The 25,358-nt window shown below is 70.8% G+C and carries 23 protein-coding genes and 1 tRNA gene; 9 read left to right on the top strand and 15 right to left on the bottom strand.

Annotated features, from left to right (window positions below; translation table 11 throughout):
* Nucleotides 1–130: 130 nt before the first annotated feature.
* The 5 genes from BFN33_RS16105 to BFN33_RS16085 all read right to left on the bottom strand — a co-directional run bounded on the left by BFN33_RS16105 (nucleotide 131) and on the right by BFN33_RS16085 (nucleotide 7,231).
* Nucleotides 131–1,465 carry a right-handed parallel beta-helix repeat-containing protein gene (locus BFN33_RS16105; protein WP_069760715.1) on the bottom strand — a complete coding sequence of 445 codons (1,335 nt, stop codon included), beginning with the start codon at nucleotides 1,463–1,465 and terminating at the stop codon, nucleotides 131–133.
* A gap of 13 nt (nucleotides 1,466–1,478) precedes the next feature.
* Nucleotides 1,479–2,525 (bottom strand): glycosyl hydrolase 53 family protein, encoded by a 1,047-nt coding sequence (locus BFN33_RS16100; protein ID WP_069760714.1) that lies wholly within the window; start codon nucleotides 2,523–2,525, stop codon nucleotides 1,479–1,481.
* Between the two features lie 469 nt (nucleotides 2,526–2,994).
* Entirely contained in the window at nucleotides 2,995–4,707 is a 1,713-nt protein-coding gene (locus tag BFN33_RS16095; protein WP_069760713.1) for a glycerol-3-phosphate dehydrogenase/oxidase, read from the bottom strand.
* Between the two features lie 82 nt (nucleotides 4,708–4,789).
* Complete coding sequence (gene glpK / locus BFN33_RS16090) at nucleotides 4,790–6,307, bottom strand: glycerol kinase GlpK (RefSeq protein ID WP_069760712.1); 1,518 nt, start codon at nucleotides 6,305–6,307, stop codon at nucleotides 4,790–4,792.
* Between the two features lie 75 nt (nucleotides 6,308–6,382).
* Nucleotides 6,383–7,231 (bottom strand): MIP/aquaporin family protein, encoded by an 849-nt coding sequence (locus tag BFN33_RS16085; RefSeq protein ID WP_069760711.1) that lies wholly within the window; start codon nucleotides 7,229–7,231, stop codon nucleotides 6,383–6,385.
* 658 nt (nucleotides 7,232–7,889) lie between these two features.
* Here BFN33_RS16085 and dhaK point away from each other — a divergent pair.
* Nucleotides 7,890–8,894, top strand: coding sequence for a dihydroxyacetone kinase subunit DhaK (dhaK, locus tag BFN33_RS16080; RefSeq protein ID WP_069760710.1), 1,005 nt, complete (start codon nucleotides 7,890–7,892; stop codon nucleotides 8,892–8,894).
* 375 nt (nucleotides 8,895–9,269) lie between these two features.
* Here the strand turns inward: dhaK and BFN33_RS16075 are convergent.
* Nucleotides 9,270–9,343: transfer RNA gene (locus tag BFN33_RS16075), tRNA-Pro, on the bottom strand.
* 100 nt (nucleotides 9,344–9,443) lie between these two features.
* On the opposite strand from BFN33_RS16075, the gene BFN33_RS16070 reads away from it, so the two are divergent.
* The 3 genes from BFN33_RS16070 (at nucleotide 9,444) to BFN33_RS16060 (ending at nucleotide 13,481) form a co-directional block, all read left to right on the top strand.
* Nucleotides 9,444–9,962 carry a DUF309 domain-containing protein gene (locus BFN33_RS16070; protein ID WP_069760709.1) on the top strand — a complete coding sequence of 173 codons (519 nt, stop codon included), beginning with the start codon at nucleotides 9,444–9,446 and terminating at the stop codon, nucleotides 9,960–9,962.
* Between the two features lie 592 nt (nucleotides 9,963–10,554).
* Complete coding sequence (gene cobF, locus BFN33_RS16065; protein ID WP_069760708.1) at nucleotides 10,555–11,325, top strand: precorrin-6A synthase (deacetylating); 771 nt, start codon at nucleotides 10,555–10,557, stop codon at nucleotides 11,323–11,325.
* Nucleotides 11,326–11,399: 74 nt separating this feature from the next.
* Nucleotides 11,400–13,481 (top strand): MDR family MFS transporter, encoded by a 2,082-nt coding sequence (locus tag BFN33_RS16060; protein ID WP_069760707.1) that lies wholly within the window; start codon nucleotides 11,400–11,402, stop codon nucleotides 13,479–13,481.
* 24 nt (nucleotides 13,482–13,505) lie between these two features.
* Here the strand turns inward: BFN33_RS16060 and BFN33_RS16055 are convergent, their stop codons facing one another.
* Entirely contained in the window at nucleotides 13,506–14,252 is a 747-nt protein-coding gene (locus BFN33_RS16055; protein ID WP_069760706.1) for a cobalt-precorrin-6A reductase, read from the bottom strand.
* A 138-nt stretch (nucleotides 14,253–14,390) separates the two neighbouring features.
* Here BFN33_RS16055 and BFN33_RS16050 point away from each other — a divergent pair, with 138 nt between their 5' ends.
* Nucleotides 14,391–15,185: an HAD-IIA family hydrolase gene (locus BFN33_RS16050; RefSeq protein WP_069760705.1), complete on the top strand. Its 795-nt coding sequence runs from the start codon at nucleotides 14,391–14,393 to the stop codon at nucleotides 15,183–15,185.
* Here BFN33_RS16050 and BFN33_RS16045 read toward each other — a convergent pair.
* A complete protein-coding gene (locus tag BFN33_RS16045) occupies nucleotides 15,171–15,944 on the bottom strand; it encodes a sulfite exporter TauE/SafE family protein (protein ID WP_069760704.1) in 774 nt (257 codons plus the stop codon). The genes BFN33_RS16050 and BFN33_RS16045 overlap by 15 nt on opposite strands.
* A gap of 179 nt (nucleotides 15,945–16,123) precedes the next feature.
* On the opposite strand from BFN33_RS16045, the gene BFN33_RS16040 reads away from it, so the two are divergent.
* The 4 genes from BFN33_RS16040 (at nucleotide 16,124) to BFN33_RS16025 (ending at nucleotide 18,167) form a co-directional block, all read left to right on the top strand.
* Complete coding sequence (locus BFN33_RS16040) at nucleotides 16,124–16,381, top strand: WhiB family transcriptional regulator (protein WP_069760756.1); 258 nt, start codon at nucleotides 16,124–16,126, stop codon at nucleotides 16,379–16,381.
* Nucleotides 16,378–16,857 (top strand): Dps family protein, encoded by a 480-nt coding sequence (locus BFN33_RS16035; RefSeq protein WP_069760703.1) that lies wholly within the window; start codon nucleotides 16,378–16,380, stop codon nucleotides 16,855–16,857. The genes BFN33_RS16040 and BFN33_RS16035 overlap by 4 nt, the downstream gene beginning before the upstream one ends.
* A 33-nt stretch (nucleotides 16,858–16,890) precedes the next feature.
* Nucleotides 16,891–17,223: a DUF3140 domain-containing protein gene (locus BFN33_RS16030; protein ID WP_069760702.1), complete on the top strand. Its 333-nt coding sequence runs from the start codon at nucleotides 16,891–16,893 to the stop codon at nucleotides 17,221–17,223.
* Nucleotides 17,224–17,372: 149 nt separating this feature from the next.
* Nucleotides 17,373–18,167 (top strand): SAM-dependent methyltransferase, encoded by a 795-nt coding sequence (locus tag BFN33_RS16025; RefSeq protein ID WP_069760701.1) that lies wholly within the window; start codon nucleotides 17,373–17,375, stop codon nucleotides 18,165–18,167.
* Between the two features lie 17 nt (nucleotides 18,168–18,184).
* On the opposite strand, the gene BFN33_RS16020 is transcribed toward BFN33_RS16025, so the two are convergent.
* From BFN33_RS16020 to BFN33_RS15990, 7 genes are read right to left on the bottom strand one after another with little or no spacing between them, the layout of a single operon-like run.
* Entirely contained in the window at nucleotides 18,185–18,874 is a 690-nt protein-coding gene (locus tag BFN33_RS16020) for an SDR family oxidoreductase (protein ID WP_069760700.1), read from the bottom strand.
* The gene (locus BFN33_RS16015; protein ID WP_069760699.1) at nucleotides 18,871–19,743 is read right to left on the bottom strand and encodes a cupin domain-containing protein; all 873 of its coding nucleotides are present in this window, start codon (nucleotides 19,741–19,743) and stop codon (nucleotides 18,871–18,873) included. The genes BFN33_RS16020 and BFN33_RS16015 overlap by 4 nt, the downstream gene beginning before the upstream one ends.
* The gene (locus BFN33_RS16010) at nucleotides 19,740–21,086 is read right to left on the bottom strand and encodes an amidohydrolase family protein (RefSeq protein ID WP_069760698.1); all 1,347 of its coding nucleotides are present in this window, start codon (nucleotides 21,084–21,086) and stop codon (nucleotides 19,740–19,742) included. The genes BFN33_RS16015 and BFN33_RS16010 overlap by 4 nt, the downstream gene beginning before the upstream one ends.
* 22 nt (nucleotides 21,087–21,108) lie before the next feature.
* Nucleotides 21,109–22,089: an alpha-ketoacid dehydrogenase subunit beta gene (locus BFN33_RS16005; protein WP_069760697.1), complete on the bottom strand. Its 981-nt coding sequence runs from the start codon at nucleotides 22,087–22,089 to the stop codon at nucleotides 21,109–21,111.
* Nucleotides 22,077–23,054, bottom strand: coding sequence for a thiamine pyrophosphate-dependent dehydrogenase E1 component subunit alpha (locus BFN33_RS16000; protein ID WP_069760696.1), 978 nt, complete (start codon nucleotides 23,052–23,054; stop codon nucleotides 22,077–22,079). The genes BFN33_RS16005 and BFN33_RS16000 overlap by 13 nt, the downstream gene beginning before the upstream one ends.
* Entirely contained in the window at nucleotides 23,041–24,378 is a 1,338-nt protein-coding gene (locus tag BFN33_RS15995; RefSeq protein WP_069760755.1) for a Xaa-Pro peptidase family protein, read from the bottom strand. The genes BFN33_RS16000 and BFN33_RS15995 overlap by 14 nt, the downstream gene beginning before the upstream one ends.
* Before the next feature lie 52 nt (nucleotides 24,379–24,430).
* Nucleotides 24,431–25,045 (bottom strand): helix-turn-helix domain-containing protein, encoded by a 615-nt coding sequence (locus BFN33_RS15990; protein ID WP_069760695.1) that lies wholly within the window; start codon nucleotides 25,043–25,045, stop codon nucleotides 24,431–24,433.
* Nucleotides 25,046–25,358 lie beyond the last annotated feature (313 nt).

Here is a 25,358-nt window from a genome sequence, read left to right as displayed (position 1 = left end):
TTCCTCTGGTGCCCATGGTGTGACTCTCGTTCGCGAATCGGGACGTTCGGCCGAGGCAGTGGGGGTGCGCTCTTGCCCCACCAGTCGCCGCCAACGGCACCGAGGTTGCCGTCGAACGCGAAAAAGTCGATCACTCGAAAGCACCCAGATCCGGTGCCTGTCCCTTGTACGGCAGCCCGACGTTCACGCCTTTGTCGATCAAGGTGCTGTTGGCCGTCGGGCGGAGGCTCGGCAGGGCGGGGAGGCTGCCGTCGGCCTGGCGGGGCGCGTCCCAGCCGGATGTCGACACACTCTGGAACTGTGCGTCCGACAGGGCGACGCCCAGGTTCCACGAGTTGTTCGCGGCACTCGTGCCGGTCATGTTCGACGTCAACGTGCCGGTGTAGGCAAGGTTGTTGCGCAGGTTGCCCCGGCCGACGTCGGCGCCGCCGGAGTCGACTCCCAGCATGTTGAAGTCGGGGTGATTGCCGTAACCGGTGTTGTTGAAGTAGTCGTTGGCGACCGGGTGGTGGTTGGCGTAGAAGCCGGACGCCCTGTTGAGGAACGCCACCGACGTGCGCACGGTGTGCTTGACGGCGCCGGCGTCGTAGTCGCCGCCGTAGCCGCCCGCCTTGAAGCCGGTTCCGTTGCCGGCCGCGGTGGTCGTTCCCGGCATGTACCCGTTGCGCCACGCCCAGGAGTTCTCGATGGTCACCGACGAGTAGGCGCTGATGAGGTCGAAGCCGTCGTCGGCGTTCCACCACGCCCGGCAGCCCCGGAACACGTTGCCGGGGTTGCCCGCCGAGATGTGCGCGCCGAACCCGTCGGCGTTCTCTCCTGCCCCGTTGGAGGAGTGGGTGTCGTAGTTGTCGTGCGCGTCGGAGTTGAGGACGAGGTTGCCGCCGCCGTTCTGGATGAACAGACCGGGTCCCATGTGGTGGTGGGTGTTGATCTGTTCAAAGGTGTTGTTGCTCCCCGAGATCCAGATTCCCCAGGACTCGTGGTTGAGGTTGTTGTTCTGCGGGACCCCGGTGACTTCCAGGCCCTTGAGGTGGAGCCGGCTCCCGGTGACGTCGAAGCCCTTGATCCGGCAGTCGTCCGTCATGCCCGAGAAGTCGAACACCGGCTTCTCCCCCGGGTAGGCCCAGTAGCGGATCGGGCTTCCCGAACTGCCGCTCTTGTTCAGGGTGATGGCGTCGACCCTGGCCGTCTGGCTGGTACACCCGCTGTTCGCGCGGGTGTACCGGTAGGTGCCGCCCCGGAAGTACACGGTGTCACCCGGCTGGACCACGGCCTGCGCATGGGCGATCGTCGCCCAGGGAGCGGCCTGCGTGCCCGCGGCACTGTCGCTGCCACCCGGGGCCACGTAATAGGCGGTCGCCGCCGCCGCGTTGCTCACGGCCACCGAACCGGCGGGGGTCACGAAGGGGCTCAGGGTGACCGCCGAGATCAGCAGGGCACGTCCGACAGACTTGGCAGAACTCATCGCTGTCTCCTGGTCACCCGTTGAGGAATCCGTCCATGGCCGCAGTCGGCCGCCGTGTGCTCTCGTCCCAGGCCGAGCTGTTGTAGGCGTTGAACGACGGGTAGCCCTCGGGCTCCCAGAAGAAGGTGCCGAGGCCGCCGAAGCCCTGCAGCCCGGTGACGAACGCCCGCAGCGAGTCGCGCACCTGGGTGGGCTTGCCGACCGGCCCGCCGTACTCCACCTGCATGACCGGTTTGCCGTAACCGGACTGGATGGTCTGCATGTTGGCCAGCACGGCGGGCACGTTGCCGCCCTGCGCGTACGAGGACAGGCCGGTGATGTCCCACCTTCCGCCGTTGTCCCGGTAGGCGTTGAGGAAGTTCTGGACGCCGGCCAGGTTCTGCGGCTGCGCCAGGTGCACCAGCACCGGCGTGCTCGGGAAGACCTGCTTGGACATGTCGTACGCCGCGTTCAGCAGGCCCGTCATCTGAGCGGGGCGGCTGATGCTGCCGACCGGCTTGCAGATGCCGGAGTTGGTCTCGTTGCCGATCTTCACCCAGGCCGGTGTGACGCCGTGGTACTTGATGAGGTTGCACGAGTGGTACACGTAGTCGTACATGGCGTCGAGCATCTGGCCGTAGGTCATGCTCGCCCAGGCCGCCGGCGGGTTCTGCACCCCGACGGAGTTCCAGGTGTCGCCGAAGTGGAAGCCGATGAGGACCTGCATACCGGCGTCCTTGGCGCGCTTCGCCAGCTGAGCCGTCTCCTCGATGGAGCAGTGTCCATTGGCCGGATCGCTGGACGGGTTGACCCAGGTCCGCAGACTGATCGCGGTGATGCCGTAGCCCTTGAGGATGGTGAACAGGTCCTGGCGCGCTCCGGCGCCGTTGTTCCAGTAGTAGCCCTTCGCCTCCATCTGCGGCAGCCAGCTGACGTCGGCGCCCTTGACGAAGGACGCGGCCTGCGCCGGGGTCGCCAGGGGGCCTGCGCCCAGGGCGAGCGCGCCGGCGCCGGCGGCCGCACCGAGCAGGACGGTGCGCCGCGGTAAGCCGGAGGGGCCGGTTCGTTCGGTGTCGGTCATGTGGGGGTTCCTCGGTTCATCGGATCCGGACCGCGGGGCGGTCCGGGTGGGGGTGAGGCGGTACGGAACGCCTCCCGCCGGCGGGCCGAGCCGCTTGCTGACCGGTACCGGGGCGGGAGCCGTCCGGAACTTCGTCTGTAGGTGGCCGCCGGCCCCGGCGAGGTTGCCGCCCGTGTGACGGAATCCGTCCTGCGTCGCCGGAACACACGAATGGGCCCCCGCAGGCACCCGCCTCGCGCGGCCAACCGATCCTCACGGCGGCCGCCGCGATCGCCCGCTCGTGCGGCCTGTTGGCCCGCGGCGCCCCTCGACGGCGCCCACCGCGCCTTGCCATCCGGGACTCCCCGCCCCACTCGAACGCACGTCGGCGGACGCATCCCCCACATGCGGCGATCGCCTGACTCCCCCAGGTCACGGCGGCCCGTCGATCCCCGGGCTCCGGCGAACCGGACCTACTCGAACGCCCTGCTCAGTGCACCGGACTGATGTCGGGGGCGCCGAGCCTGACCGCGTCGGCGGTCCGGTCGTCCGGCTGCTGCTGGGCCTCGCGTTCGGCGGCCACCCGCTTCAGGTAGTGGTCGACCTCACGGCGCCGGTGCGCCTGGTCCCACCCCAGGTGAGGCGCCATCAGTTCCGCAACGGTCTCCGCCGCGTCCACACCACGGTCCCAGGACTCGATGGAGATCCGGGTACGGCGCGCGAGCACGTCCTCCAGATGAAGGGCACCCTCATGGGTCACCGCGTACACGGCCTCGACCCGCAGGTAGTCGTCGGAGCTCGGCAACGGCTCGCCGAGCGAGGAGTCGGCTGCGACCATTGCGAGCAGCTCGTGCACGAGGGAGCCGTAGCGGTTCAACAGGTGCTCGACGCGGGCGACATGCAGCCCCGAGGACCGGGCGAGGTTGTGGCGGGAGTTCCAGAGGGCCGGATAGCCGTCGGCGCCGAGCAGCGGAACGCGTTGGGTGACGCAGTCGGGCACTTTCTCGTCCAGGCCGCGGGCCGCCTCGTCGACCGCGTCCTTGGCCATCACCCGATAGGTCGTGTACTTGCCGCCCGCCACCACGACGAGACCGGGTACCGGGTGGGCGACCAGGTGCTCCCGTGACAGTTTGCTGGTCTCCGCGGCCTCGCCGGACAGGAGGGGACGCAGACCGGCGTAGACGCCCTCGACATCCTCCGGGGCCAAAGGCGTGGCCAGGACGCTGTTGACGTGTTCCAGCAGGTAGGTGACGTCCTGGGAGCTGAGGGCGGGATGGGCCTTGTCGAGTGTCCAGTCGGTGTCGGTGGTCCCGATGATCCAGTGTCGTCCCCAGGGGATGACGAACAGCACGCTCTTCTCGGTGCGGAGGATCAGCCCGGTGCGGGAGTTGATCCGGTCACGGGGTACCAGCAGGTGTACGCCCTTGGAGGCGCGGACGTGGAACTGGCCGCGTGTGCCGGCGAGGGCCTGGGTGTCGTCGGTCCACACGCCGGTCGCGTTGATGACCTGCTTGGCTCGCACCTCTGTCTCGTCGCCGGTCTCCAGATCCGTGACAGCGGCTCCCACCACCCGCTCGCCCTGCCGCAGGAAGCGGCTGACACGGGTGCGGTTGGCGGCCAGTGCTCCGTAGGCGACGGCCGTGCGGACGAGGAACATGGTGTGCCGGGCGTCGTCGACCTGCGCGTCCCAGTACTGGATCGCGCCGACCAGGGCGTCGGAGCGCAGCGCGGGCGCCTCGTGCAGGGCCTGGCGCTTGAGCAGGTGACGGTGGTGGGGCAGACCTCTGGAGGTACCGGAGGCCGCGGCCATGGTGTCGTACAGCAGCACGCCGGCGCCGACGTACGGGCGCTCCCGGATCCGGTGTCGCAGGGGGTAGAGGAACGGCACCGGACGCACCAGGTGAGGGGCCAGGAACTGAAGCAGGAGTCCGCGTTCCCTCAGGGCCTCGGCGACGAGCCGGAAGTCCAGCATCTCCAGGTAGCGCAGGCCGCCGTGGATGAGCTTGCTGGAGCGGCTGGAAGTGCCCGAGGCCCAGTCCCGGGCTTCGACCAGGCCGACTCTCAGGCCCCGGGTGGCGGCGTCCAGGGCCGCGCCGGCGCCGACCACGCCGCCCCCGACGACGAGGACGTCGAGCTCACCCTCTCCCAGTCGGACGAGGGCCTCCGCGCGTGCCCCGGGCGAGAGAGCCACCGGGTTCGCCATGGTGTCCTCCTCGTGCAGCGAGTGCGGGTGTGGGCGGCGCACGCGGCTCGGGCGGGCCCGTTCGGTCGCTCCCGGCCGGGACCTACTCGACCTTGGCCCAGTCGAGCGTGCGCTCCACCGCCTTCTTCCAGCCCGCGTATCCTTCCTGGCGCTGCTCCTCGGACCACTGGGGTTCCCAGCGCTTGGACTCCTGCCAGTGGGTGCGCAGTTCGTCCGTGTCCCGCCAGAAACCGGTGGCCAGACCGGCGGCGTAGGCGGCGCCGAGCGCGGTGGTCTCGGCGACGACCGGGCGACTGACCGGGACGCCGAGGACGTCGGCCTGGATCTGCATGCACAGGTCGTTGGCCGTCACACCGCCGTCGACCTTGAGCACGTCGAGGTGGACGCCGGAGTCCTGCTCCATGGCTTCCACCACGTCGCGGCTCTGATAGCAGATGGCTTCCAGGGCGGCCCGCGCCAGGTGGCCGCCGTCGTTGTACCGGGCGAGGCCGACGATCGCGCCGCGGGCGTCCGAACGCCAGTACGGGGCGAACAGGCCGGAGAAGGCGGGGACGAAGTAGATCCCGCCGTTGTCCTCGACGGTACGCGCCAGGCGTTCGCTCTCGGCGGCGTCATTGATGATCTTCAGCTGGTCGCGCAGCCATTGCACCGCGGAGCCGGTGACGGCGATGGAGCCTTCGAGTGCGTAGATCGCCGGGCTGTCGCCGAACTGGTACGCCACGGTGGTCAGCAGGCCGTGCTGGGACCGCACCAGTTCCGTGCCGGTGTTGAGCACCAGGAAGTTGCCGGTGCCGTAGGTGTTCTTGGCTTCACCCGGCGCGTAGCAGACCTGCCCGACGGTGGCTGCCTGCTGGTCGCCTAGCACACCGGTGATGGGGATGGCGGCCCGCAGCGGCCGGGAGGTACGGGTCTGTCCGAACGCCTCCGCGTGGGAGGACGGGTTGATGGTCGGCAGCATCGCCCGGGGGACGCCGAAGAAGCCCAGCAGTTCGTCGTCCCAGTCGAGGGTCTCCAGGTCCATCAGCATGGTGCGGCTGGCATTGGTCACGTCGGTGGCGTGGACGCCGCCGTCGGGGCCGCCGGTGAGGTTCCACAGGACCCAGGCGTCGGTGTTGCCGAAGAGGGCATGGCCCTGCTCGGCCGCCTCGCGGACTCCGTCGACGTTCTCCAGGATCCACTGGATCTTGCCGCCGGAGAAGTACGTGGCCGGCGGCAGCCCTGCCTTGCGGCGGATGACGTCGCCCTGGCCCGAGCGGTCCAGCGCTGCCGCGATGGAGTCGGTGCGGGTGTCCTGCCAGACGATGGCGTTGTAGTAGGGGCGGCCGTTGCGCGGGTCCCAGACGACGGTCGTCTCCCGTTGGTTGGTGATACCGATGGCCGCCAGGTCCTCCGGCGAGAGGTTCCCGTGCCGGAGCGCGTTCTGGATCACCGAGTTGGTGCGCTCCCAGATCTCCACCGGGTCGTGTTCGACCCATCCCGAGCGCGGGAGGATCTGTGAGTGCTCCAGCTGGTGCCTCGCCACCTCGCTGCCGGCATGGTCGAAGATCATGAAACGGGTGCTGGTGGTCCCTTGGTCCACCGCGCCGACGAAGTCCGCCATGGGATGCCGCCTCTCCTTGGGCTCTCCCGGGGCAGCCGGATTCACGGCAACCCCGGAAGCCGGTCAGCTCTCGTGTCAGCTCTCGTCCGGGGCCGGTACCCGTCCGGGGGGCTCCGGCTCGGCGGTCGGCAGGAGCCGGCCGATGAAGAACTTGTACAGGCCCGCGCCCAGCAGACCTCCGATCAGCGGGCCGACGATCGGCACCCAGAAGTAGAGGTGCCCGTACTGATCTCGCCACGCTCCGCCGTACCCGGTGAAGAAGCTGGCCAGCCGGGGACCGAAGTCGCGTGCCGGGTTGATCGCGTAACCCGCGTTGGTGCCCCAGGCCATACCGATGGCCACGACGATCAGGCCGACGATGAACGGCGCCAGGTTGGCGCCGGGGGGCGTGTTGAGCAGGTCCGTGACCGCGAGGATCAGCAGCAGCAGGATCGCGGTGCCGATGATCTGGTCGCGGAATGCGCCCCAGTCGCTGACCGGCAGGTTCGGGTTGCCGTTGGCGGGCAGCGTGGAGAACACGCCCTGCGTCTTGATGGTGTGGGTGGGATCCGCCTTCGCCAGCGCCTCGGTGTAGTTCCACCGGACGAGCAGGGCTGCCACGAAGGCGCCGGCCGTCTGGGCCAGCGCGTAGGGAGCCACTTTGCTCCAAGGGAAACCCTTGAACGCCGCCAGCGAGACGGTCACCGCGGGATTGAGGTGAGCACCGCTCAGCCTCGCCGCGACATACACACCCAGAGTGACGCCCAGGCCCCAGGCCCAGGCGATGCTGTCGTGGTTTCCCAGGCCGCCCGGCGGGGTCGTGAGGGCCCCGCCGGCCACGACCTGCGCCACCACACCACAACCGAAGAGGATGAGGATCATCGTGCCGACGAATTCCGCTGAAAGCTCGCCGACCAGTCCTGATCTCTTGAGTCGCTCAGCCATGGGTGCCCGCTTCCCGCCGGCCCAGGGACCGGCCGTCGACTCCCCCGAGTACTCCACAAATCAGTGTAAAACCGTCCAGAGTCATGCGCACGAGACGATGCTGCCCGCCGCCCGGCAAGGTCTCCACCGGCTCACGAGCACCGGCCGTCACGTGGCCGCCAAAGCGCCTGGGGCGCTCGAACCGGATATCGCCTCGGCCCCCTGACCGGACGGAAGGGGATGCCGACGCCGATGGTCCGGCTGACCCGGGGTCCGCGGCCCCGCGGCCGAGGGCTTCGCGCACACGCCGCGCCGTGCGCGCGGGACGGCTGCACATGGGTGGAAGCGCTCGGCGGTGCAGGCAACTTGGGCGCCGACGCTGACGCGACGAACGCAGACGGGTTCCGCGTCGTCATACCGGGCAAGCACAGCGCCGATGGCAACCGGGTGGGCGGCCGGGACCCGCGGCGCTCGGGCGGCACCTGCCTGGTCCGAACTGGCCGCGCCCCCGCCCTGGGAGGCGGGCGGCAGCGAGCACGCATCGCGGATGTCCACGGGTAGGCGGCAGACTGTTCGTGTGGCGTGCGATCGCGAATGCGCCCGCCTGTCACCGGCGATGCCTGAGCTCCGTGAGGACACGAGGCAGAGGCTCCGCCGCCGGTTCCACCGGGAGGTCCCAATGAAGATGCTGATCAACAGTCCGGAGACCGTGGTGGCCGACGCCCTGCGGGGGGTGGCTGCCGCCCACCCGGAGCTGAACGTGGACGTGGAGCGGCGGGTGGTCGTACGCCGAGACGCGCGGGACGGCGGGCGGGTCGGGCTGGTGTCCGGCGGCGGCTCCGGGCACGAGCCGCTGCACGCCGGGTTCGTCGGATACGGGATGCTGTCGGCCGCGTGTCCCGGGGACGTGTTCACCTCGCCCGTCCCGGACCAGATGCTGCGCGCGGCGAGCGCCGTCGAGGCCGGGCAGGGCGTGCTGTTCGTCGTCAAGAACTACACCGGAGACGTGCTGAACTTCCAGATGGCCGCCGAGCTCGCCGAGGAGGACGGCGTCCGGGTCGAGCGGGTCCTGGTCAACGACGACGTCGCCGTCACCGACAGCCTGTACACGGCCGGGCGGCGGGGCACCGGGGCGACCTTGTTCGTGGAGAAGATCGCCGGGGCGGCCGCCGAGGAGGGCGCACCGCTGGAGCAGGTGGCCGCGATCGCCCGGCGCGTCAACGAGGCCTCGCGCAGCTTCGGTGTGGCGCTCAGCCCCTGCAGCACTCCCGCGAAAGGCGGCCCGACCTTCGACCTGCCGGACGGGGAGATGGAGCTCGGGGTCGGGATCCACGGCGAGCCGGGCAGGGAGCGGCGCGCGATGATGCCGGCCCGAGCGATCGCGGAGGTCGCGGTGGGCGCCGTACTCGAAGAGCTGGTGGAGGTGGCTCCGGCCGACGGGCCGGTACTGGCCCTTGTCAACGGGATGGGTGCGACGCCGCTGCTGGAGCTGTACGGGTTCCACGCCGAGGTGGCCGGGCTGTTGGAGGCCCGGGGCGTGCCGGTGGCGCGGGCACTCGTGGGCAACTACGTCACGTCGCTGGACATGGCGGGTTGCTCGGTGACACTGTGCCGGGCCGACGCGGAAATGCTGCGGCTGTGGGACGCGCCCGTGCAGACCGCCGCGCTGCGCTGGGGCCGCTGACCCCATGGTGGCGGTGGGACCGGCCGGACCCGATGCCAGGCCGGGCGATCCTGTGCGTGACGCGGACTTCTTCCGGCGCTGGACGGCGGCCGGCACGGCCGCCGCGAAGCGTGAGGCGGACCGGCCGGCCGAGTCGGCTCCCCGTCGGTGACGCGCTCCACGACCTGTCGATCGAGGACTACGACCCCTTCCCCCTCGATGCCCGTCTCTCCGAGGAAGGCGGCATCCCGAGGATCACGGTCCACCGGGGGTGTGGTGGTGGCAGCCACGTCGGCCGGTCCGTACGGCGACTGGTTCTCTCGGCTCGGGTGGGATGCACACAAGGCCGTCCTCTCATGGATGAGAAGACGGCCTCCGACCTGCGTTTCCGCTCAGTCGGGACGACAGGATTTGAACCTGCGACCCCTTGACCCCCAGTCAAGTGCGCTACCAAGCTGCGCCACGTCCCGGTGCGCTGCCCCGCAGTGGATCGCGGGAACGCGCCGAAAGAACTTTACCCCACGTCGGGGGCCGGACCGAAGCGGGCGCCGGGCGCGGGACAATTGACGTATGGCCAGTACATCCTCAGGACGGCAGACGGGCGCGCGGGACCGGGACAGCGACGGGCGGGCGCGCAACGCCCGGCCGCGGGACGGGCTCGGGCGGCCGTTGCCGTACGGCGCCGAGGGCGTCGCCCGGCAACCGGAGGGCGTGGTGCGCACCCCGCAGCAGACCGTGGCCGAGGCTCAGGAACTGCTGGACGCTGGGCGCCCGTTCCATGCGCACGAGGTCTTCGAGGACGCCTGGAAGTCGGGCCCCGACGAGGAACGGGCCCTGTGGCGGGGGCTGGCCCAGCTCGCTGTGGGACTGACCCACGCGGGCCGTGGGAACGTCACGGGCGGGGCGCGGCTGCTGCGGCGAGGCGCCGGGGCCGTGGAGGAGTGGGCCGCGTCGGCCGCGGGGCGAGGACAGCCGTACGGAATGGATCTCGCGGGGCTGGCGGACTGGGCCCGGCGGCTCGCGGACCTCGTGGAGCAGACGGGCACGAGCGTCGACGCGGGGGTGCGGGCACCGCGGCTGCGCGGATAGCGCTCATCGAGCCGGCCGAGGCCACGGCGGCTGCGGGTGAGTGGGGGTTCGTCGCGCAGTTCCCCGCGGGCAGCTGCGCCGGGCTTGGGCGGGACGTCTACAGGGGTGCCGGGTCGGGTTGTCGGGCGGCTGCCGGCCGGTGGGGGCTGGTCGCGCAGTTCCCCGCGGGCAGCTGCGCCGGGCTTGGGCGGGACGCCTACGGGGGTGCCGGGTCGGGTTGTCGGGCGGCTGCGGGCCGGTGGGGGCTGGTCGCGCAGTTCCCCGCGCCCCTGGGGAGTTGCGGCCAGCCGCGTCACGACGGGCCGTTCCCCGCACCGCGCGTGGCGACAGGCCGTTCGCCGCACCGCGCGCCACGGTGGCCCGTTCGGCGCCTCAGCCACCACCCCGGCTGCCGCCTGCCGCGCGGACAACCGAGGCCGCCGGCCGGCACGTGCTCCTGCCCCCGCCGGCCGGACAGCCCTCATCGACCCACGGCGAGACGGGCACCCCTTCCCACCAGTGCCCCGGACAATTCCGGTTGCCCCCCAGCCGTGCGGACAGCCCCGGTGGACGCGGTGTACGTACTGTCAGTGGCGTGCGGCAGACTCGGGGTGTGCGGAAGATTCATGTCATCGGTATCGGCGCGGGCGACCCCGAGCAGCTGACCCTCCAGGCGGTCAGGGCGCTGCGGAGCACGGACGTGTTCTTCGTCCTGGACAAGGGCGAGGTGAAGTCCGACCTCGTGCAGGTGCGCCGCGACATGCTCGACGCGCATGTACCGGAGGGCACGTACCGCGTCGTCGAGGCGCGCGACCCGCAGCGCGACCGGGCGGCCGGCGGGGCCGCGTACTCCCCCGCGGTCGGTGACTGGCGCAGCGCCCGCGCGGAGATCTACGCACGGATGATCGCCGAGGAGCTGGGCGAGGACGAGAGCGGCGCGTTCCTGGTATGGGGAGATCCCGCGCTGTACGACAGCACGATCGGGATCCTGGAGGAGATCCTCGAACGCGGCGCGGTGGCTTTCGAGTTCGACGTCGTGCCGGGAATCAGCAGTGTCTCGGCGCTCGTCGCCCGGCACCGGACGGGCTTGAACAGGGTCGCCCGCCCCGTCCAGATCACGACCGGCCGGCGGCTCGCCGAGGGGCTTCCCGAGGGCGTGGACGACGTGGTCGTCATGCTCGACGCCCACCAGACGTTCCGGCAGTACACGGACCAGGACATCGACATCTACTGGGGTGCGTACATAGGCACTCCGGACGAGATCCTCGCCGCCGGCCCGATCGCGGAGGCCGCGCCCCGTATCGAGCGGCTGCGTGCGGAGGCGCGCGAGCGCAAGGGCTGGATCATGGACACGTATCTGCTGCGGCGCAACCGGCAGGAGTGAGGCACGGGTCGCCCGGGCACTCGTGCGGCCCGTCCCCGCATGCGGGAGCAACCCACAGCTGTGAAGGTGACCTCGTGACAGTCGTGGAGGAAACCGCACTGCCCGCCGCCTCCCAGCCCCCCGTGTTGGACAAGCGCCGTCGCAATGTCGTCTTCGTGACGATCATGCTGGGCATGCTGCTCGCGGCGCTCGACCAGACCATCGTGGGCACGGCGCTGCCGACGATCGTGTCGGACCTGAGCGGCGCGGCACACATGTCGTGGGTTGTCACCTCGTACCTCCTCGCGGAGACCGTGGCGACGGTCCTGGTCGGCAAGTTCGGTGACCTGTTCGGCCGCAAGGTGGTCTTCCAGGTCTCGGCGATCGTGTTCATCACGGGCTCGTTCCTGTGCGGTCTCGCCTCCAACATGACGATGCTGATCACCTGGCGGGCGATGCAGGGCGTCGGGGCCGGCGGTCTGATGGTGACGGCGATGGCGCTGATCGCCGACGTCATCCCGCTGCGCGAGCGCGGCAAGTACCAGGGCGCCATCGGTGCCGTGTTCGGGGTGGCCACGGTCATCGGACCGCTGCTGGGCGGACTGTTCACCGACCACCTGACCTGGCGCTGGGCGTTCTACGTCAACGTCCCGATCGCGATCGCCGTGGTCCTCGCCGCGGCCCGCACCATCCCCGTGGTGAAGTCGGCGGTGCGGCCCGTGATCGACTACATGGGCATCGCGTTCGTCGCGGTGGGCGCCAGCGCGCTGATTCTTGCGACGAGTTGGGGCGGCAACGAGTACGCGTGGGATTCCGGCGTCATCATCGGCCTCTTCGTCGGCGGGGTGCTCTCGCTCGGGCTGTTCTGCTGGGTGGAGACCCGGGCGGCCGAACCGATGCTGCCGATGCGGCTGTTCGCCAACCCGGTGTTCACGGTCTGCTCGGTCCTCAGCTTCATCGTGGGCTTCGCGATGCTGGGTGCGTTGACGTATCTGCCGACCTATCTCCAGTACGTCGACGGCGACTCCGCCACGGTCTCCGGCGTACGGACGCTGCCCCTGGTGGTCGGCCTGCTCATCGCGTCGGTCGTGAGCGGCAACGTGGTCAGCAAGACCGGGCAGTACCGGCTCTTCCCGATCGCCGGCTCCCTGGTGATGGGGCTCGGGCTGTTCCTGATGTCCCGGATGGGGCCGTCCACGGGGGCCTGGCTGGAGTCGCTGTACATGTTCGTGCTCGGCACCGGCATCGGGCTGTGCATGCAGGTCCTGACGATCGCCGTGCAGAACACCGTCGAGTACGCCGACCTCGGCACCGCGACCTCCGGCGTCACCTTCTTCCGTACGTTGGGCAGTTCCTTCGGCACCGCGGTCTTCGGGACGATCTACACCAACTCCCTGACCCCGAACCTCCAGGACGGCATCGCCTCCGCCGTGCGGGTGGGCGGCGGGCCGGCCGCGGACGCCGTGACCAGGGCGGCGACCAGTCCGGAGGGGCTGCACCGGCTGCCTCCGGCCGTCTCCGCGCCCATCATCGACGCGTACGCCGACACGATCCGGACCGTCTTCCTGTGGACCGTGCCGGTCGCCGCGCTCGGCTTCGTCGTCGCCCTGTTCCTCAAGCAGGTCGAGCTGCGCGACAGCGCGCGGGCCGGTTCGACCGACATGGGTGAGGGGTTCGCGTCACCGTCCGGCGCGGACTCGCAGCGGGTGCTGGAGGCCACGGTCGGGAAGATCATCGGCGGTACGAACCTGGACACCGCGCGCGGGATCATGACGGATTCCGCCACCCGGCTCGATATCGCCGGGGCCTGGGCCGTGATGCAGGTGGAACTGCACACGCGGATGGTCGGCCACGCGAGCCTCGGCATGATCGCCGCGCGCCGCCGTCTGCCGCCGGAGGTGCTGCTGCCGGTGTTCGACCGGATGGTCGAGGAGGGCTATCTGACCCGCGACGGCACCCTCCTCTCGCACACCGCGGCGGGCGCGCGCGAGGCCCGGGTCATCGGCACGGCGTGGGGCAACTGGCTGGCGGACCGGGTGCAGCAGGACATCGGCCGCCCCTCGGGGACGGACCTCAGGGCAGCGGTGGACACGATCGCGAAGCGGCTCCTGGTGGAGGACCTGAGCAACGGACTGCCGCAGCAGGAGCGGGAGTTGGCGGGCAGCACCACCGCCTGAGTGTGGACAGGCTCGCAGACTCCGTCACGGCGAGTCGAGGTCCAGCCACCGCTGGACTCCCGCCACGTCCGGCACGGATGTCACCCCGTCCGGGAGGGGCGGGCGGCGTACGACCACTACGGGCAGGGCCAGTTCGCGGGCGGCCGTGAGCTTGGCGGACGTGGCCGCTCCCCCGCTGTCCTTGGTCACCAGGACGTCGATGCAGTGATCGCAGAGGAGTGTCGACTCGTCGGCCGGCGTGAACGGGCCACGGGCCAGGAGGACTTCGGTGTGCGGTGGCATGGGCGGCTCGGGCAGCTCCACCGACCGTACGACGAAGTGCAGTTCGGTGAGGTGGGCGAAGGCGGCGAGCTCCATGCGGCCGGTGGTCAGGAACACTCGCCGTCCGAGGCTCGGCAGCAGTTCGGCGGCCTCGTCGAGGGAGTCGACCGGATGCCAGCGGTCCCCCGGTCCGGGGTGCCAGCCCGGGCGGCGCAGCACCACGGAGGGCACGTCGGTCGCCGCGGCTGCCCGCGCCGCATGGGCGGTGATCGCACGGGCGAAGGGATGTGTGGCGTCGACCAGGGCGTCGACGTGCTCCTGCCGTATCCAGTCGGCAAGCCCCGCCGCTCCGCCGAACCCCCCGATCCGCACCTCCCCCGCGACCGCGCCCGGCCGGGTCACCCGCCCCGCGAGCGAGGTGGTGACGCGAACTCCCGGCCGCGCCGTGAGCGCGGCGGCCAGTTCGCGGGCCTCGGTGGTGCCGCCGAGGATCAGGATGTGGGGGGACATGGCGGGTAGCGTACGAGGTCAGGGGCGGAAGTCGGCACGTCGGGTATGCGGCTTCGGCCGGCGGCGGTCGACCTCCCGCAGGGCAGGCGAGACGCACGACGACAGGCGCTGCCGCCCGTCCGTGGTTATCGTCCGGGCATGGCATCCGTGCGTGCAGTCCTGATCGACATCGACGGGGTTCTCACCGTGTCGTGGGAGCCGCTGCCGGGGGCGGTGGCAGCGTTGCGGGAGGTTCGGGAAGCCGGCTTCGGCGTCGCGCTGGTGACCAATACGACCTCGCGCACGCGGGCGTCGATCGCCTCGGTGCTGGAGGGAGCCGGATTCGCCGTGACGGCGCAGGACATTCTCACCGCGCCCGCGGTCACCGCCGCGTATCTGGCCGAGCGCTGTCCCGGCGCGCGCTGCACGCTGCTGAACAGCGGGGACATCACCGATGATCTCGCGGGCGTCACACTCGTCGAAGGTGAATCCGGGGACGTCGATGTCGTCGTCCTCGGCGGTGCCGGGCCCGAGTTCGGCTACCCGGCGCTCAACCAGGCCTTCGCGCACCTCCAGCGCGGGGCCCGGCTGGTGGCGATGCACCGCAATCTGTACTGGCGTACCGACGACGGGCTCCAGCTCGACTCCGGGGCCTTCCTGGCCGGGCTGGAGAAGGCCGCCCGGACCGAGGCCGAGGTCACCGGCAAGCCGTCACCCGCGTTCTTCGAGGCGGCGCTCGCACGGCTCGGGGTCGGGGCGGACGAGGCGCTGATGGTGGGGGACGACATCGAGTCGGACGTGCTCGCCGCGCAGCGCGCCGGACTCACCGGGGTGCTCGTGAAGACCGGCAAGTACCTCCCGGAGACCCACCGCTCCGCCGACGGCAGGCCCGACCACGTGATCGAGTCCTTCGCGGACCTGCCCGGGCTGCTGGGCAGGTCAGTGGACCAGTAGCTGTACGCCGCCCACGATCGTCGCCGCGATCACCAACTGTTCGAAGAGCTTCTGGTTGATCCGGTTCACGGCCCATTTGCCGAGGAAGGCACCGGGCACGACGAACGCCACGAGGGCGAGGTCGAGCAGCAGCGAGTGACCGTCGATCAGGCCGAGGCCGACGCTGAAGGGCACCTTGGAGACGTTGACGATCAGGAAGAAGAACGCCGAGGTGCCGAGGAAGCCGAGTTTGCGGAAGCCCGCGGACAGCAGGTACATCGACATCACCGGGCCACCGGCGTTGGCGACCATGGTGGTGAAGCCGCCGAGGACGCCGTAGGAACGGGCCTTGACACGGCCCGTCCGGGTGGCGACCGCGTCGGGTTCCTCCGCCGCGCCGGCCGCCCGACGGCGCCACAGCGTCACTCCGGCCATGAACAGCAGGATCGCGCCGATCGACGTCCGTACGATCCCGTCGTCCGCCCATCGCAGGAACAGCGTGCCCGCGACCACGCCGACCGCGACCGCCGGGAACAGGCGCCAGAGTGTGGGCCAGTGGGCGTGCCGTCGGTAGGTGAGCACCGCGAGCACGTCCCCGGCGATCAGGATCGGCAGGAGGGCGCCGGTGGAGGCGCGGGCGGGCAGCACGGCGGCGAAGATCGCGAGACTGACCGTGTTGGCACCGCTCACGGCCGTCTTGGAGAAGCCGACGAGCACCGCCGCGGCGGCGAGCGCGGCGAACCCCCAACCGGAAATGTGCCAGAGCGTCATCGTGTCCATGCGGAGACCGATGGTAGGTGCAGGTAGGCGCTCTGGTAAGTGCCGTCTCGCCGAGTGGTCCTGTTGGCGCGCTGCCGCCAGGGCGGCGGTCTTCGCGCACGTGCGGACATCATCGACGCCCTGCTCACACGCTGAGACATCGCTGTTTGCACGAGTACGCCCTGGGCACCCGCGCCCCCATGGAGTGGTTGCGTCGAGCGGCCTGCGTGGGAGAGGACCCTGAGCTGTTCTTCCCTGTGGGCACACAAGGACCCGCGCTGCGGGACATCGCAGCGGCGAAGCGTGTGTGTGCCCGTTGCCCGGTCACCCTGGAGTGCCTCGACATGGCGCTCAGCGGTGGGCAGACCTCGGGCGTGTGGGGCGGAACCTGCGAGCAGGAGCGCGACGCGCTGCTCCGTGACGGCATTGACCATGCCAGAAGGAGGAGCACGGTATGACTGTGGTGAGGAGCACCCTGCCCGAATCCGCCCGCGAGGTGGTCGGTGAGGCCCTGCAGAGCACTCTGGTGGATCTGCTCGGCCTGTCGCTGATCGGGAAGCAGGCGCACTGGAACATCGTGGGCCCCCGTTTCCGGTCCATCCACCTCCAGCTGGACGAGGTGGTGTCGACGGCCCGCTCGTTCTCCGACACGGTGGCGGAGCGCGCCTCGGCTCTGGGCCTGCCGCCCGACGGGCGGCCGGAGACGGTCGCCGCGGCCTATACGCTGCCCGGCTCGAAGCCCGGCTGGATCCGGGACGACGAGGTCGTCCGGTTGATCGTGGAGGCGCTGGAGGCGGCCATCGGCCGGCTGCGCGAGCGCATCGAGGCCACCGAGAAGGCCGATCCGGTCACGCAGGATCTGCTGATCGGCATCACCGCGGAGCTGGAGAAGCAGCGCTGGATGTTCGAGGCCGAGAACTGGCCCCGGGACTGACCTGCCCCCAAGCACCACCGAAAGGCGCATGCGATGACCGACACCCTCGAACTCGACGCGCTGTGGGAGGACTTCCACCGCGTGGTGAACATGACCTCGCAGGAACTGGCCGCCTGGCTGCGGGTGAGCGACGCCGACGAGTCGGCGGAGCCGCTGCCGGAGCACGCGGGTGAGCCGACCGGGCAGCATGTCCTCGCGATCCTGCAGAAGCGGCGCACGGACCTGACCGACGACGACATCGAGGTGATGTACGAGGTCGTGGACACCGTCACCGCCGAGGTCGACGTGGAGAACGAGCCCGAGGCCGAGAAGACCGTGCGCAGGCACCGGTTGATGACGCTGGGGCACGACCCGCTCAGGCCGTAGCCACAGCGGACGACGGGCCATGGCCGACGGGTTTCCGCCCGTCGGCCATGCCTGTTCGGCCATCCCCGACGAGCCGGCCGAAGAGACCCTCCGGCCCGCCGGGGGCCGTGGCAAACTGCTCGCACATCCAGTCGAGCAGAGGAGTTTGTGTGACCGGGATCGAGTCGGCCGGCCGGCGGATCGACACGAGCAGGCCGCATCCGGCCCGGGTGTACGACTGGTTCCTCGGCGGGAAGGACAACTACCCGGTCGACGAGGAGCTCGGACAACGGATCACGGCACAGGGGGACGCGCCCCGGCAGGCACGCGCCAACCGCCGGTTCATGGAGCGGGCCACGCGGGTCGCCGTACGGGAAGCGGGAATCCGCCAGTTCCTCGACATCGGCTCCGGCATCCCCACCGAGCCCAACCTCCACCAGATCGCCCAGTCCGCGGTACCGGACGCGCGCGTGGTGTACGTCGACAACGACCCGATCGTCCTCGCCCACGCGGAGGCTCTGCTGCACGGCACGCCGGAGGGGGCGACGCACTACCTCCAGGCCGACGCCCGCGAGCCGCAGCGGATCATCCAAGGGGCCTCCGCCGTCCTGGACTTCGAGCAGCCCGTCGCGCTGTCGCTGGTCGCGCTGCTGCATTTCATCTCCGACGAGGACGGCGCCCAGGAACTGGTGGACACGCTGGTCGGCGCGCTGGCGCCGGGCAGTTGTCTGGTGCTGTCGGCGATGACGGCGGACTTCGATCCGGAGAAGGTGAACGCGGGCATCGCGGCGTACACGGCGAGCGGGGTGACCCTGGTGGCCCGCTCGCACGACGAAGTGAGCCGTCTCTTCAAGGGACTCGAGGTGCTGGAGCCGGGGATCGTCTCCCTGTCACGGTGGCGTCCGGACGCGCGGGAGGACGGCGATCCCGTATCGCTGTACGGGGCGGTCGGCATCAAGCGCTGAGCCCGCGGGCCGACCGCTCATCCCAGCAGCCACCCCCCGTCCACGCTCAACCCCACCGCGTTGACGGAGCCGTTGCGCAGCAGGAAGTCCACGGCGTCCACCACGTCCGCCACGGTCGCGAGCCGTCCGGTCGGGGTCCTGGTCCGCACTTCCGCCAGGACCTGCTCGGGTTTGGCCCCCCAGTGGGGGCTGTCGCCCACGACTCCGGGGTGGATCGCGTTGACCCGGACGGGCGCGAGTTCGACGGCGAGGGTGTGCATCAGCCCGGTCACCCCGGCATTGACGGTCGCCACCGTCGTCGCACCCGGGTAGGGCCGCTCCTTGGCCTGTCCGCCGAACAGCACGATGGCGCTGTCGTCGTGCAGCCGGGACCGCAGCGCGTGCACGACGGCGGTGTAGCCGACGAGCTTGAGCGTGACGAGGTGGACGGCGGCGTCGATGTCGTACGCGCTCACCCGGTTCTCGTCCCGGGAGACGCCCGCGACGACCAGGTGGTCCACGGTCCCGACGTCCCCCAGCGCGTCGGAGATCTCCTTCGGGCGCGCGAGGTCCAGGGCGAGCCCCCGGGCGCCGATCTCCTTGGCCGCGGTGCCGGTGCGGTGGGCATCGCGGCCGGTGATCACCACCTCGTCGCCGCGCTCGGCCCGCACCCGGGCGAACTCCCTGCCGATACCCGAGGTTCCGCCGATCACCACCACGCCGCTCATCGGGAAGCCTCCCTCAGGTAGTCCCAGTCCCGCGTGAAGCGGTACGAGTGCCGCGCCGGCGGCTGCGGGGCCTGGGTCTCCAGCCAACGCAGCGGCCCGTCACCGGCGTTGGAGAAGCCGTGCACACAACCGGCGCCCGCCCAGGCGCAGTCGCCCGGACCGAGCCGGTGCCGCGCACCGTCGAAGACCGCGTCCACCTCGCCCTCGAGGAACAGATACGTCTCCTCGAAGGGATGGTCGTGGGTGCCCGCGACGCCGTCGGGCGCGTACTGCACCATGAACATCGTCGAGGCCACCGCGCCGAGATCGCTGTCGACCATCATCTTCACCGTGATTCCGCTGTAGACGAGAAGCGCGGTCCGCATGCTCGCCGACACCGCGAGCAGGTCCTGGGACTGCTTGCCGGGGTCCATCTGGGCGGGCTCGAAGTGACCGAGGGACCGGGTGCGCGGATCACGGACGTCGACACGGACGGGCGGGCGCGCGGGCCACGCCGGGACCGCCTGGGTGTCGTACCCGTACCGGGCCCGCGGCACCGGCGCGAGCATGTCGGCCCAGCGGGCGACGGTGTCCCCGGCGCCGCGCCACGCGTGCGGGACCCCGGTCGGGAGGAGACCGTAGTCCCCCTCCTCCAGGAGATACGACCCCTCGGGCACATCGAGGACCACGGTCCCGTCGAGGACGTGGAAGCTTTCCTCGTACGAGTGCACATGGGCCGCGACCGCGCCCTCGGGCCGCAGCTCGCACATCCCGAAACCGGTGTGCGAGCTGCCGTCGCCCTCCCCGACCAACTCCCGGCGCCGGTAGCCGTGTTCGTCGTACGACGGCTCCGGCACGTCGGCGGCCCGGCGCACCAGGTGTCGCGTCACGCCCGGGCCTCCTTCGCGGCCAGCAGCCGGTCACGGGACTCCTCGACCAGGCGCCGGGCACGCGCCACGTCGGCCATGAGCCTGCCGTCTCGTTTGCGGACGACGCCGTCGACGATGACCGTCTCCACGTTGGACACGTCGGCGCTCAGCGCGACGGCCGCGGCGGCGTCGTGAACCGGGGCCACGTTCAGGGCGGTTGCGTCGATCGCGACGACGTCGGCGCGCTTGCCCGGGGTGAGGGAGCCGGTGCGGTCCTCCAGGCCGGCGACATGCGCGCCGTTGCGGGTGGCGATCTCCAGCATCTGACGTGCTGTCAACATCGTGTCGGGGACCGGGACGTCGGCCTGCCAGCTCGCCGCGTTGACGCGGGCGCGCTCGGCGGCGAAGGCCGCGCGGATCTGGGTGAACATGTCGCCGGGCACGGTGGTGACGACGTCGATGCTGAGCGAGGGGCGCAGTCCGTGCTCGATCGCCTTCATCACCGGCGGCCAGCCGTGCCCCATCTGCGTCTCCACCTGCGGCGCGATGGAGACCGTACCGCCGCTGTCGGCGACCAGCCGCCACTCCTCCTCGCTGAAGTAGCAGCAGTGGACGTAGGTGGTGTCGGGGCCGAGCAGTCCGAGGTCGTGGAGCTGCTTGACCATCCCGAAGCGGCCGGCGAGCCGTCCCATGGCCACGTGCACGGTGATCGGGATGTCCAGCTCTCGGGCGAGGGACCACTCCGAGGTGACGACGTCGTTGACGCAGAAGCCGGGGCCGCGGGTGGCGAGGGCCAGGGTGAGCAGGCCGCCGTCCGAGGCGAAGTACTCGGTGCGGACACGGCGTACGTCCTCGCCCGGGATCGCGATCTTGCTCTCGAACCAGTAGTCGGCGAGGGAGGTGTTGGCGCTGCCGTAGGCGTACTGGGCGCGGATGCCGGTCTCGGTGAGGGCCCGGATCGCCGCGTCCGGGTGCTCGGGCGTGTTGTTGATGTGGGACCAGTCGACGAGCGTGGTGATGCCGGCGTTCAGGCACTCCAGTGCGCCCGCGAGGTTGGCCGCGTACACGTCCTCGGGCGTGTACAGGGGCGCGAAGGTGTCCAGGATGTCGACGAAGTAGTCGTCGAGGGTGGCGTCGGGCGCCACGTTCCGGATCGAGGCCTCCCAGGTGTGGCGGTGGGTGTCGACGAAGCCGGGGATCACGATGCGGCCGGTCATGTCGAGGACTTCGGCGTCCGCGCCGATCTCGCGGTCCACGGCCGCGATCTTCCCGTCCTCGATGAGGACGTCACCCTGGGGCAGGTCCCCGACCGCGGGGTCCATCGAGAGCACGTGTCCGGCACGAAGGAGTATCCGATGGGTCATCGCGCTTCCTCCTAGGGGGTGTTCAGTACGCGGCCAGGCTCCTGACGGCCGCCACGACCTTGTCGACGGTGGGGATGACCTGCTCCTCCAGCACGTCCGCGAACGGCAGCGGCACACACTCCGCCGCAACCCGCCGCACCGGCGCGTCCAGCAGAGCGAAACCCTCGTCGGCGACGACGGAGACGAGCGTGGCGCCCCAGCCGCCCTGGTACGGGTTCTCCTCGACGGTGACCAGCCGGGAGGTCCGGCCGAGCGAGGCGAGGACGGTGGCCATGTCGAGCGGCACGAGTGAGCGCAGGTCGACGACCTCGACGCCGATGCCCTCCTGGGCGAGCCTTTCGGAGGCCGTGAGCGCGACCGGCACCATCGAGGCGAGCGCGACCAGCGTCACGTCGGCGCCCTCACGGACGACGGCGGCACGCCCCAGCTCGACCACATGGTCCGGCGGCGGGGGCGGCCCCTTCGTGGCCAGCAGCCCCTTGTGCTCGAAGAAGACGACCGGGTCGTCACTGCGGATCGCCGCCGCCATCATCCCCACGACGTCGGCGGGGGTGGAAGGCGCCGCGATCTTCAGCCCGGGGACGGTCAGCGCCCAGTTCTCGGTGGCCTGCGAGTGCTGCGCGCCGAAACCGAGCCCGCCGCCGTTGGCGGTGCGAACGACGAGGGGCACGGTGACCTGGCCGCCCGTCATGTAACGCACCTTGGGTATCTCGTTGGCGAGGTAGTCCCAACAACAGGCCAAAAAGTCGGAGAACATGATCTCCGCGACGGGCCGCATCCCGGTCATCGCGGCACCCATCGCCGCGCCCACGATGGCCTGTTCGGAGATCGGCGTGTCCCACACCCGCCCCCGCCCGAACTCCTTCAGCAGCCCGGCCGTCGTCTTGAACACCCCGCCGGCCTCGCCGATGTCCTCGCCCAGGCAGACGACGGACGGATCGCGTCGCATCTCCCGCGCGATGCCCTCGGCGACCGCCTCCCGGTACGTGATCACGTCCGCCATGCCGCACCTCCGTCCGCCCACACATCGGTGAACGCCTCCCGCGGATCCGGCGGCGGCGCGCTCTTCGCGGCCTCGATCGCCTGCCGTACGACTGTCTGTGCGCGCTCGTCGGCGGCGGTGACCGTCTCCTCGGGCACCCCGGCCTCGATCAGCCGCCCGCGTGCGATGTCGAGCGGGTCGTGCTTGAGCCAGCGTTCGACCTCCTCGGCCGGGCGGTAGGTCGCCGGGTCGGCCCGGCTGTGTCCGAAGTGGCGGTAAGTCTCGGCCTCCAGCACGGCGGGCCCGTCTCCGGCCCGGGCCCGCCGCGCCAGCCGTGCCACCGCCTCCTGGACGGAGACGACGTCGTTGCCGTCGACGACCTCACCGGGGATGCCGTACGCGGGCGCCCGGTCGGCGGCCGGCCGGGGCACCGCCGTGACGTCGGAGATCCGCGTGTACTCCATGTACAGGTTGTTCTCGCAGACGAACAGCACGGGCAGCTTCCATACGGCGGCGAGGTTCAGCGCCTCGTGGAAGGAGCCGATGTTGGTGGCGCCGTCCCCGAAGAAGGCGACCGCGAGCTGTCCGGTACCGCGCAGCCGGGCGGACCAGGCGGCGCCGACCGCCATCGGGAGGTGGGCGCCGACGATGGCGTAGGACCCGAGCATGTTGGCGTCGGCCTTGGTGAGGTGCATGGATCCGCCCTTGGCCCTGCACAACCCCGTTGCTCTGCTCATGAGTTCGGCCAGGCACTCCTCGGGGGTGGCGCCCCGGGCCATCGCGTGGTGGTGGCCGCGGTAGGTCGCGAAGACGTAGTCGTCGTCGCGCAGGGCGGCGCTCGCGCCGACCGCGATCGCCTCGTGACCGGCGGCGAGGTGGGTGGTGCCCTTGACGAGGCCCTGGAGGAACAGGTCGTGGGCTGCCTTCTCCGTACGGCGGATGAGGGCCATCTGCTCGTACGACGCGAGGAGTTCAGCGGTGTCCATCGGTGGTTCCCGTGTTCAGGTGGGACTGCGCCTCCCGGGCGGTGTTGAGCTCGCCGCCCACCGTCCAGTACTTGCGGCCGGCCACCAGCAGCTCCTCGGCCGGGAACTTGGTGATGACCTCGCAGCCGTCGGCGGTGACGACCAGCTCCTCCTCGATCCGGGCGGCGGACCAGCCGTCGGCGGCGGGCCAGTAGGTCTCCAGGGCGAACACCATGCCCTCCTCGAGGACTTCGGGGTGGTCGAGGGAGACCAGGCGGCTGAAGATGGGCTTCTCCCAGATCGACAGGCCCACCCCGTGGCCGTACTGGAGGGCGAACGCGGCGGTCTCGTCGGCGAAGCCGAACTCCTCGGCACGCGGCCAGACCCGCACGACGTCGGCGGTGGTGGCGCCCGGCCGGACCAGGGAGATCGCCTCGTCCATGTAGGCACGGCAGCGGACGTAGGCGTCGCGCTGGGCACGGGAGGCGCTGCCCACGGCGAAGGTGCGGTAGTAGCAGGTGCGGTAGCCGAGGTGGCTGTGCAGGATGTCGAAGAAGGCGGGGTCCCCGGGCCGGATCAGGCGGTCGCTGTAGACATGCGGGTGGGGTGAACAGCGTTCCCCGGAGATGGCGTTGACACCTTCGACGTACTCGCTGCCGAGGTCGTAGAGGACTTTGCTGACCAGTCCGACGCACTCGTTCTCGCGGACTCCTGGGCGGAGGTAGCCGTACAGCTCCTCGTAGGCCGCGTCGACCATCGCGCAGGCCTGGGCGAGCAGGGAGATCTCGTCGCCGGTCTTGATGCGGCGGGCCTCCAGGAAGACCTGCTGCCCGTCGACGACGTCGATGCCCTCGGCGCGCAGGGCGGCCAGGACCGGCATCTCGGCGACGTCGATGCCGAGCGGTTCGCCGGCGAGACCGTGGGCGCGGAGCTCGGTGGCGATCTTCGCGGCGACGTCCTCGGCGATGCCGGCGTCCGGGTGGAAGGCGCCCCGCAGAGTGGAGATGCCCGCGCGGGCTCCGGTGGGCGGGCCGCCCTTGCCGTCGCTGTGGTCGAGCCACGGGTTGTAGAGCTGGTGGTGGCGGGCCGCGGAGCCGAAGTCCCAGACGATCGGTTCGCCGCCGCGGACCAGCAGGGCGAAGCGGATCAGCTTGTCCATCGCCCAGGTGCCGATGTGGGTGGCGGTCATGTAGCGGATGTTGGCGAAGTCGAAGCTGAGCACGGCTCCCAGTTCGGAGCGGTTCAGTGTGTCGTGGAGCCGGGCCAGACGCTGTCTGCGCAGCCGGTCCAGGTCGACGCGCTCTTCCCAGTCGACGGCATTGGGGCCGTAAGTGCGGATCGCCATCGCGACCACCCCCACCGTCGAGTCAACGACCGTCCGCGAGGAGTGTCAAGCGTCACTGAACGGTTTGGCTCGACACGAACCAGACGCCCACGGCCGGTTCCTCGCCGTCGTTGCGGTAACGGTGGGGGGTCGTGGACTCGAAGCTGACGGCGTCACCGGGGTGCAGGACCTGCTCGTCGAAGCCGAGGGTGAGGACGAGTTCGCCGGAGGTCAGATAGCCGTACTCCGTGCCCGCGTGCCGCATCAGGCCGCCCGAACCGGAGGAGGAGCCGCCGGGCCGGTAGGTGACGAGCAGGAAGTCGACGTCCGTGCCGGGGACGTGCCCGAGCCGCTCCCACACGACGCCGGAGTCCAGTTCCAGCACGTCACGCTCACCGGGTGTGACCAGGGGACCGATACGTCGGCCGGGGTCGGCCGCGAAGGCCGCCAGAGCGTGCACGACGGCGGCGGTCTCCCGCACTTCGAAGAGGGATTCGACGGAGATACCGAGAGCGGTGGTGATGGCGTACAGGGTGCTGACCGAGGGCTGGCTCTTCCCGGTCTCTATCTGGGAGACCAGGCTCGCGGAGACGCCGACCTCGCGGGCCAGGGCGCGCAGGCCCAGGCCGCGCTCCAGACGCGCCTGCCGGATGCGTGCGCCGACCGGCGGCACGGGGGCAGGGGACACGGACGGCTCCTCTCCTGTGCAGCCCCATTGAACAACCCGTCCCCTCACCCGGGAAAGACCGCCCGCGTCACTCGGCACCGCATCGCCTCACACCGGACCACCACGCCACCTTGCGCCAGCCCGCCGCAGCAACTTGGAAAAGCCCCTACGCCCCGGGGACAGACCACCGCCCGCCACCCGGAAAGCACCGCTGGTCTCCACGGCGGCCTCGTCACACGGCTCGACCGCGCGCCCCCGCGGCAGACCACCTGCGCCACCCGAAATGACCCCGACCCCGCCCGCGAGAGCACCCGCAGCAGCCCACAAAGGCCCC

Source organism: Streptomyces sp. LUP47B (assembly GCF_001746295.1).
Classification (GTDB): Bacteria; Actinomycetota; Actinomycetes; order Streptomycetales; family Streptomycetaceae; genus Streptomyces.
Note: the sequence above shows the minus strand (reverse complement) of the source record. Positions and strands in the feature narration are given on the sequence as shown.

Bases quoted from the DNA above. Each gene is read 5' to 3' on its own strand.
- BFN33_RS16020 (WP_069760700.1), bottom strand. From the start codon at position 18,874: ATGAGCGGCGTGGTGGTGATCGGCGGAACCTCGGGTATCGGCAGGGAG.
- BFN33_RS16105 (WP_069760715.1), bottom strand. From the start codon at position 1,465: ATGAGTTCTGCCAAGTCTGTCGGACGTGCCCTGCTGATCTCGGCGGTC.
- dhaK (WP_069760710.1), top strand. From the start codon at position 7,890: ATGAAGATGCTGATCAACAGTCCGGAGACCGTGGTGGCCGACGCCCTG.
- BFN33_RS16055 (WP_069760706.1), bottom strand. From the start codon at position 14,252: ATGTCCCCCCACATCCTGATCCTCGGCGGCACCACCGAGGCCCGCGAA.
- BFN33_RS16095 (WP_069760713.1), bottom strand. From the start codon at position 4,707: ATGGCGAACCCGGTGGCTCTCTCGCCCGGGGCACGCGCGGAGGCCCTC.
- BFN33_RS16000 (WP_069760696.1), bottom strand. From the start codon at position 23,054: ATGGACACCGCTGAACTCCTCGCGTCGTACGAGCAGATGGCCCTCATC.
- BFN33_RS16010 (WP_069760698.1), bottom strand. From the start codon at position 21,086: ATGACCCATCGGATACTCCTTCGTGCCGGACACGTGCTCTCGATGGAC.
- glpK (WP_069760712.1), bottom strand. From the start codon at position 6,307: ATGGCGGACTTCGTCGGCGCGGTGGACCAAGGGACCACCAGCACCCGT.
- BFN33_RS15995 (WP_069760755.1), bottom strand. From the start codon at position 24,378: ATGGCGATCCGCACTTACGGCCCCAATGCCGTCGACTGGGAAGAGCGC.
- BFN33_RS16100 (WP_069760714.1), bottom strand. From the start codon at position 2,525: ATGACCGACACCGAACGAACCGGCCCCTCCGGCTTACCGCGGCGCACC.
- BFN33_RS16070 (WP_069760709.1), top strand. From the start codon at position 9,444: ATGGCCAGTACATCCTCAGGACGGCAGACGGGCGCGCGGGACCGGGAC.
- BFN33_RS16005 (WP_069760697.1), bottom strand. From the start codon at position 22,089: ATGGCGGACGTGATCACGTACCGGGAGGCGGTCGCCGAGGGCATCGCG.
- BFN33_RS16045 (WP_069760704.1), bottom strand. From the start codon at position 15,944: ATGGACACGATGACGCTCTGGCACATTTCCGGTTGGGGGTTCGCCGCG.
- BFN33_RS16050 (WP_069760705.1), top strand. From the start codon at position 14,391: ATGGCATCCGTGCGTGCAGTCCTGATCGACATCGACGGGGTTCTCACC.
- BFN33_RS16035 (WP_069760703.1), top strand. From the start codon at position 16,378: ATGACTGTGGTGAGGAGCACCCTGCCCGAATCCGCCCGCGAGGTGGTC.
- BFN33_RS16040 (WP_069760756.1), top strand. From the start codon at position 16,124: ATGGAGTGGTTGCGTCGAGCGGCCTGCGTGGGAGAGGACCCTGAGCTG.
- BFN33_RS16030 (WP_069760702.1), top strand. From the start codon at position 16,891: ATGACCGACACCCTCGAACTCGACGCGCTGTGGGAGGACTTCCACCGC.
- BFN33_RS16085 (WP_069760711.1), bottom strand. From the start codon at position 7,231: ATGGCTGAGCGACTCAAGAGATCAGGACTGGTCGGCGAGCTTTCAGCG.